The organism is Rhizobacter sp., assembly GCF_031412495.1.
In the GTDB taxonomy this organism is placed as follows: Bacteria; Pseudomonadota; Gammaproteobacteria; order Burkholderiales; family Burkholderiaceae_C; genus Schlegelella_A.
Window position 1 is genome coordinate 1 of sequence record NZ_JANODC010000185.1, and the last position, 5,270, is coordinate 5,270.

The 5,270-nt window shown below is 68.7% G+C and carries 4 protein-coding genes; all 4 read right to left on the reverse strand.

Annotation, left to right across the window (positions count from 1 at the left end; genetic code table 11):
- On the reverse strand, window positions 1–530 hold a 530-nt coding region (locus tag AC30N0_RS06760), incomplete at its 3' end, for a 2Fe-2S iron-sulfur cluster-binding protein (RefSeq protein WP_489517161.1).
- 19 nt (window positions 531–549) lie between these two features.
- Complete coding sequence (locus AC30N0_RS06765) at window positions 550–2,250, reverse strand: NADH-ubiquinone oxidoreductase-F iron-sulfur binding region domain-containing protein (RefSeq protein WP_489517162.1); 1,701 nt, start codon at window positions 2,248–2,250, stop codon at window positions 550–552.
- An 83-nt stretch (window positions 2,251–2,333) separates the two neighbouring features.
- Window positions 2,334–4,463: an acetate--CoA ligase family protein gene (locus AC30N0_RS06770; protein ID WP_489517163.1), complete on the reverse strand. Its 2,130-nt coding sequence runs from the start codon at window positions 4,461–4,463 to the stop codon at window positions 2,334–2,336.
- A 21-nt stretch (window positions 4,464–4,484) separates the two neighbouring features.
- Window positions 4,485–5,270, reverse strand: a 786-nt coding sequence (locus tag AC30N0_RS06775; protein WP_489517164.1) for a formyl-CoA transferase, incomplete at its 5' end; no start/stop codon positions are given.

The following is a 5,270-nucleotide window of genomic DNA, read 5'->3' on the forward strand; positions in this document are numbered from 1 at the left end:
CGGTAGGCCAGGCCGATGACGTCGTTGACCTGCTCGTCGCGGCAGGCGCGGACGCAGCGTGTGCACTGGATGCAGGCGTCGAGATGGACCGCCATCGCCGGGTGCGAGAGGTCGGTCTCGACCGGCGGACGGGCCGGGAAACGGGGCTTGCGGACGTCGAGCGCCTGCGCCCACTGGTCGAGCTCGCTGTGCCGCGTGTACGCCTTCTCCGGCATGTCCGACAGCAGCAACTCGAGCACGAGCCGCTGCGACTTCAGGGCGCGATCGCTCCGGCTCGACACCTTCATGCCCGCCGTCGGGAAACGGCAGCACGACGGCGCCAGGACGCGCTCGCCGTCGATCTCGACGACGCAGGCGCGGCAGTTCCCCACCTCTTCCATGCCCTCCCGGTAGCAGAGGCGCGGGATGGCGACGCCTTCGCGGTCGGCGACCTGGATCAGCGTCTCGCCGGGCCGGGCAGCGACCTCGCGTCCGTCGAGCTCGAAGGCGACGAGCAGGGCGCCGACTTCGACTTCCGTGATGGCATTCATGTCGGTTCCTCGGCCGCGGTCAGGCCGTGAGCTCGTGCGGAAAATAGCGGATGACGCAGTCGACGGGGTTCGGCGCCGCCTGACCGAGGCCGCAGATCGAGGCATCGCGCATGACCACGGACAGGTCCTGCAGCAGCTCGAGGTCCCAGGTCGGCCGGGCCATCAGCACCGACGCCTTCGCCGTGCCGTTGCGGCAAGGTGTGCACTGGCCGCAGGACTCGTGCTCGAAAAATCGCATCAGGTTGCGTGCCGCGCCGACGGCGGTGTCGCGGTCGGACAGCACCATCACGGCGGCCGAGCCGATGAAGCAGCCGTAGGGCTGCAGCGTGTCGAAATCGAGCGGGATCTGGTTCATGGTCGCCGGCAGGATGCCGCCCGACGCGCCGCCCGGCAGGTAGGCATAGAAGGCGTGGCCGTCCTGCATTCCGCCGCAGTGCTCGTCGATCAGCTCCTGGATCGTGATGCCGGCCGGTGCCAGCTTCACCCCCGGATTCTTCACCCGCCCCGATACCGAGAACGAGCGAAGGCCTTTGCGGCCGTGGCGGCCGTGCGAAGCGAACCAGGCGCCGCCCTTCTCGAGCAGCTCGCGCACCCAGTACAGCGTCTCGAAGTTGTGCTCGAGCGTCGGCCGCCCGAACAGGCCGACCTGCGCGACGTACGGCGGGCGCAGGCGCGGCATGCCGCGCTTGCCCTCGATCGACTCGATCATGGCCGACTCTTCGCCGCAGATGTAGGCGCCGGCGCCTCGGCGCAGAATCATCTCCGGGAAGTTCGGCACGGGAGGATCGGCGCGCAGCCTCGCCACCTCGGCCTCCAGCATCGCCCGGCAGCCGTGGTATTCGTCGCGCAGGTAGATGTAGACCTGCTCGATGCCCACCGCCCAGGCCGCGATGGCCATACCCTCGAGGAAGCGGTGCGGGTCGCGCTCGAGCAGGACGCGGTCCTTGAAGGTGCCCGGCTCGCCTTCGTCGATGTTGACGGCCATCAGGCGCGGGCCGGGCTCGGCACCGACGATGCGCCACTTGCGACCGGCCGGAAAGCCGGCGCCGCCGAGGCCGCGCAGGCCGGAATCCTCCATCACCTTGATGACGGAATCGATGCTGTAGCGGCCGCCCACGCACTCGCGCAGCAGCGCGTAGCCACCCTCGGCGCGGTAACGGTCGAAGTCGATGCAGTCCTCGATCACCGGCGCGGTGGCCTTCGCCTGCACGGCGGCGGCGATTGCTGCAACGCTGGCCCGAGGAATGGCGTTCTGCCCGACGACCGCCGCCGGCGCCTGCTCGCAGCGGCCGATGCACGGCGCCGCGATGACGCGGACGTCGCGGCCGAGCAGGGCCGGCAGCCTCTCGAGCAGCTCGCCGGCGCCGGCGAGCTCGCACGAGAGGCCGTCGCAGACGCGCACCGTCAGCGGCGCCGGCGCGGCGTCGCCTTCGCGGACGATGTCGAAGTGGTGATAGAAGCTCGCGACCTCGTAGACCTCGGTCTGCGCCAGCCGCATCTCCTGGGCCAGCGCGGCCAGGTGCTGTGTCGAGAGGTGGCCGTACCGGTCCTGGATCTTGTGCAGGTGCTCGATCAGCAGGTCGCTCTGCCGCGACTCGGAGCCGAGCAGGGCCTGGACCTCGGCGAGCGCCACGGGGTCGACGCGGCGACCCCGGGGTGCGGCACGCTTGCGCTGTCTTGTCGGCTCCAGCCGGACGATCGGGATGACCGGGTGATTCACGTCAGTCGGCGCCGGGCCGCTCCCAAGCCGACTGCGCCCCCGTCGGGGGGCAGCGAACGCAGTGAGCGTGGGAGCCTCATCCTCTAGAGGAGACCGGCGCCGCGCGCCCATTGGTACTTCGCGCCGAGCACCGCGACCGGGATCTCCGTCGAGTAGGCGTACGCCGGGATGCCGTTCGCATACAGGTACTCGGCCGCTTCCTCGACTTGCACGTCGCCGGCGAGCGAGGCCACGATCGGCTTGTCGAAGCCCTGCGCCCGCATCTCGTCGCGCACCTCGACCATCAGCTTGGCGAAGACCATGGGCGGCGTCACGATCGTGTGCCAGTAGCCGAGGATCAGCGCGTGGATGCGCTCGTCCTGGAGGCCGAGCTTGACGGTGTTCTGGTAGGTCTTCGGCGGCTCGCCGCCGGTGATGTCGACCGGGTTGCCGGCGGCGCCGAAGGGCGGGATGAATTTCCGGAAGGCGGCATCGAGGTCGGGCGGCATCGCCATCAGGCTGAGACCGTTGTCGATGCAGGCGTCCGACAGCAGCACGCCCGAGCCGCCGGCTCCGGTGATGATGAGGACGTTCTCGCCCTTGGGCGTGGGCAGCACGGGCACGCCGCGCGCGAAGTCGAGCAGGTCGCGCAGGCTCCGGGCCCGGATCACGCCCGACTGCTTCAGCACGTCCTCGTAGATCTTGTCGTTGCCGGCCAGCGCGCCGGTGTGCGAGCTCGCCGCCTTGGCCCCGGCCGACGTGCGGCCGGCCTTCAGCATGATCACCGGCTTCTTCTTCGAGACGCGCTTGGCGACCTCGGCGAAGGCGCGGCCGTCCTTCAGGTCCTCGCAGTGCTGCGCGATGACCTTGGTGTTCGGGTCCTGCTCGAAGAAGATGAGCAGGTCGTCCTCGTCGATGTCGGACTTGTTGCCGAGGCCGACGATCGCCGACACGCCCATCTTCGCCGAGCGCGAGAAGCCGATGATCGCCATGCCGATGCCGCCCGATTGCGACGACAGCGCCACCGAGCCCTTGACGTCGTACGCGGTGCAAAAGGTGGCGCAGAGGTTGGCCGGCGTGTAGTAGAAGCCGTAGATGTTCGGCCCCATCAGGCGAATGTCGTACTTGCGGCCGATCGCCACCAACTCGTCCTGCAGGGCGTGCTCGCCCGTCTCGGCGAAGCCCGAGGGGATCAGCACCGCGCCGGCGATCTTCTTCTCGCCGCACTCGGTCAGCGCGCCGGCGACCAGCTTGGCCGGGATCGCGAACACGGCCGTGTCGATGTCTCCGGGAACGTCCTTGACGCTCTTGTAGGCCTTGAAGCCCATGATCTCGGCCGACTTCGGGTGGATCGGGTAGATGTCCCCCTTGTAGCCGCCGTTGATGAGGTTCTTCATCACCGAATTGCCGATCTTGCCGGCCTCGTCGGACGCGCCGATGACGGCCAGCGACTTCGGCTGCATGACCCGCTTCATGCTCGCCAGCACGTCGGCCTCTTCCGGGCGGAAGCGCGGCGTCTTCGGCGCGAAGTCGACGACGATTCGAACGTCGGCGGCGATCGCGCCCTGCTTGCTGGCGAAGACCGGGTTCAGGTCCAGCTCGGAGATCTCGGGAAAGTCGGTGACCAGCTCGCTGACGCCGACGATCAGCTTCGCCAGCGCGTCACGGTTCACCGGATCGCTGCCGCGCACGCCCTTCAGCATCGCCGCTGCCTGGATGCCGTCGAGCATCGAGTAGGCGTCCTGTTCGGTCGCCGGCGCGAGGCGGAAGGTGATGTCCTTCATCACCTCGACGAGCACGCCGCCGAGGCCGAAGGCGACCAGCTTGCCGAAGCTGCCGTCGGTGACGGCGCCGATGATCACTTCCTGGCCGCCCATCACCATCTGCTGGACCTGCACGCCCAGGATGATGGCGTCGCCCTTGTACTTCTTGGCGTTGGCGACGATGGTGTCGAAGCCCTTGCCCACCTCCTCCGTGCTCTTCAGGCCGACCAGCACGCCGCCGGCCTCGGTCTTGTGCAGGATGTCGGGCGAGACGATCTTCAGCACCACCGGGAATCCCATCGACGAGGCAAGCTTCTGGGCGGCCGCGGCGTCGGCGGCGACGCCTTCCTGCGGCACGGTGATGCCGTAGGCGTCGCAGACGATCTTGCCTTCCGGTGCGGTGAGCGAATCGCGCCCGTTCGCCTTGACGGCGTCGAGGATTCCCCTGACCTTGGCCTTGTCCCTGTTCATGGCTGTCCTTTGAGTGTCGATTCAGATCACGCGCGAGGCGCGGAGTTCGGCGATCGCGTCGGCGCCGTAGCCGAGCTCGGCGAGGACTTCTTCGGTGTGCTCGCCCAGAAGCGGCGAGCGCGTCACCTCGGTGGCGCTGTCCGACATCTTGATCGGGTTTCCGACGGTGATGTACTTGCCGCGCGTCGGGTGGTCGACCTCGACGATGGTGCCGGTGGCGCGCAGCGAAGGGTCCTCGGCGATCTCCTTCATCGACAGGATCGGGCCGCAGGGGATGTCGAATTCGTTGAGGATGTCCATCGCCTCGAACTTGGTCTTCGTCATCGTCCACTCCTCGATGCGGGCGAAGATCGACTTCAGGTGCGGCAGGCGTGCCTTGGGCGTGGCGTAGCTCGGGTCGGTGATCCAGCCTTCTTCGCCGATCACCTTGCAGATCGCGCCCCACACCGGCGCCTGGGTGATGAAGTAGATGTAGGCGTTGGGGTCGTTCTGCCAGCCCTTGCACTTCAGGATCCAGCCCGGCTGACCACCGCCCGAGGCGTTGCCAGCGCGCGGCACCGCGTCGCCGAAGCCGATGTCCGGGTACTGCGGGTACTCCTTCATCACGCCGGTGCGGTCGAGCCGCTGCTGGTCGCGCAGCTTGACGCGGCACAGGTTCAGCACCCCGTCCTGCATCGCCGCCAGCACCTTCTGGCCGCGGCCGGTCGTGTTCCGCTGGTAGAGCGCGGCGACGATGCCGAGCGCCAGGTGCAGCCCGGTGCCGCTGTCGCCGATCTGCGCCCCGGTGACGAGCGGCGGGCCGTCGTC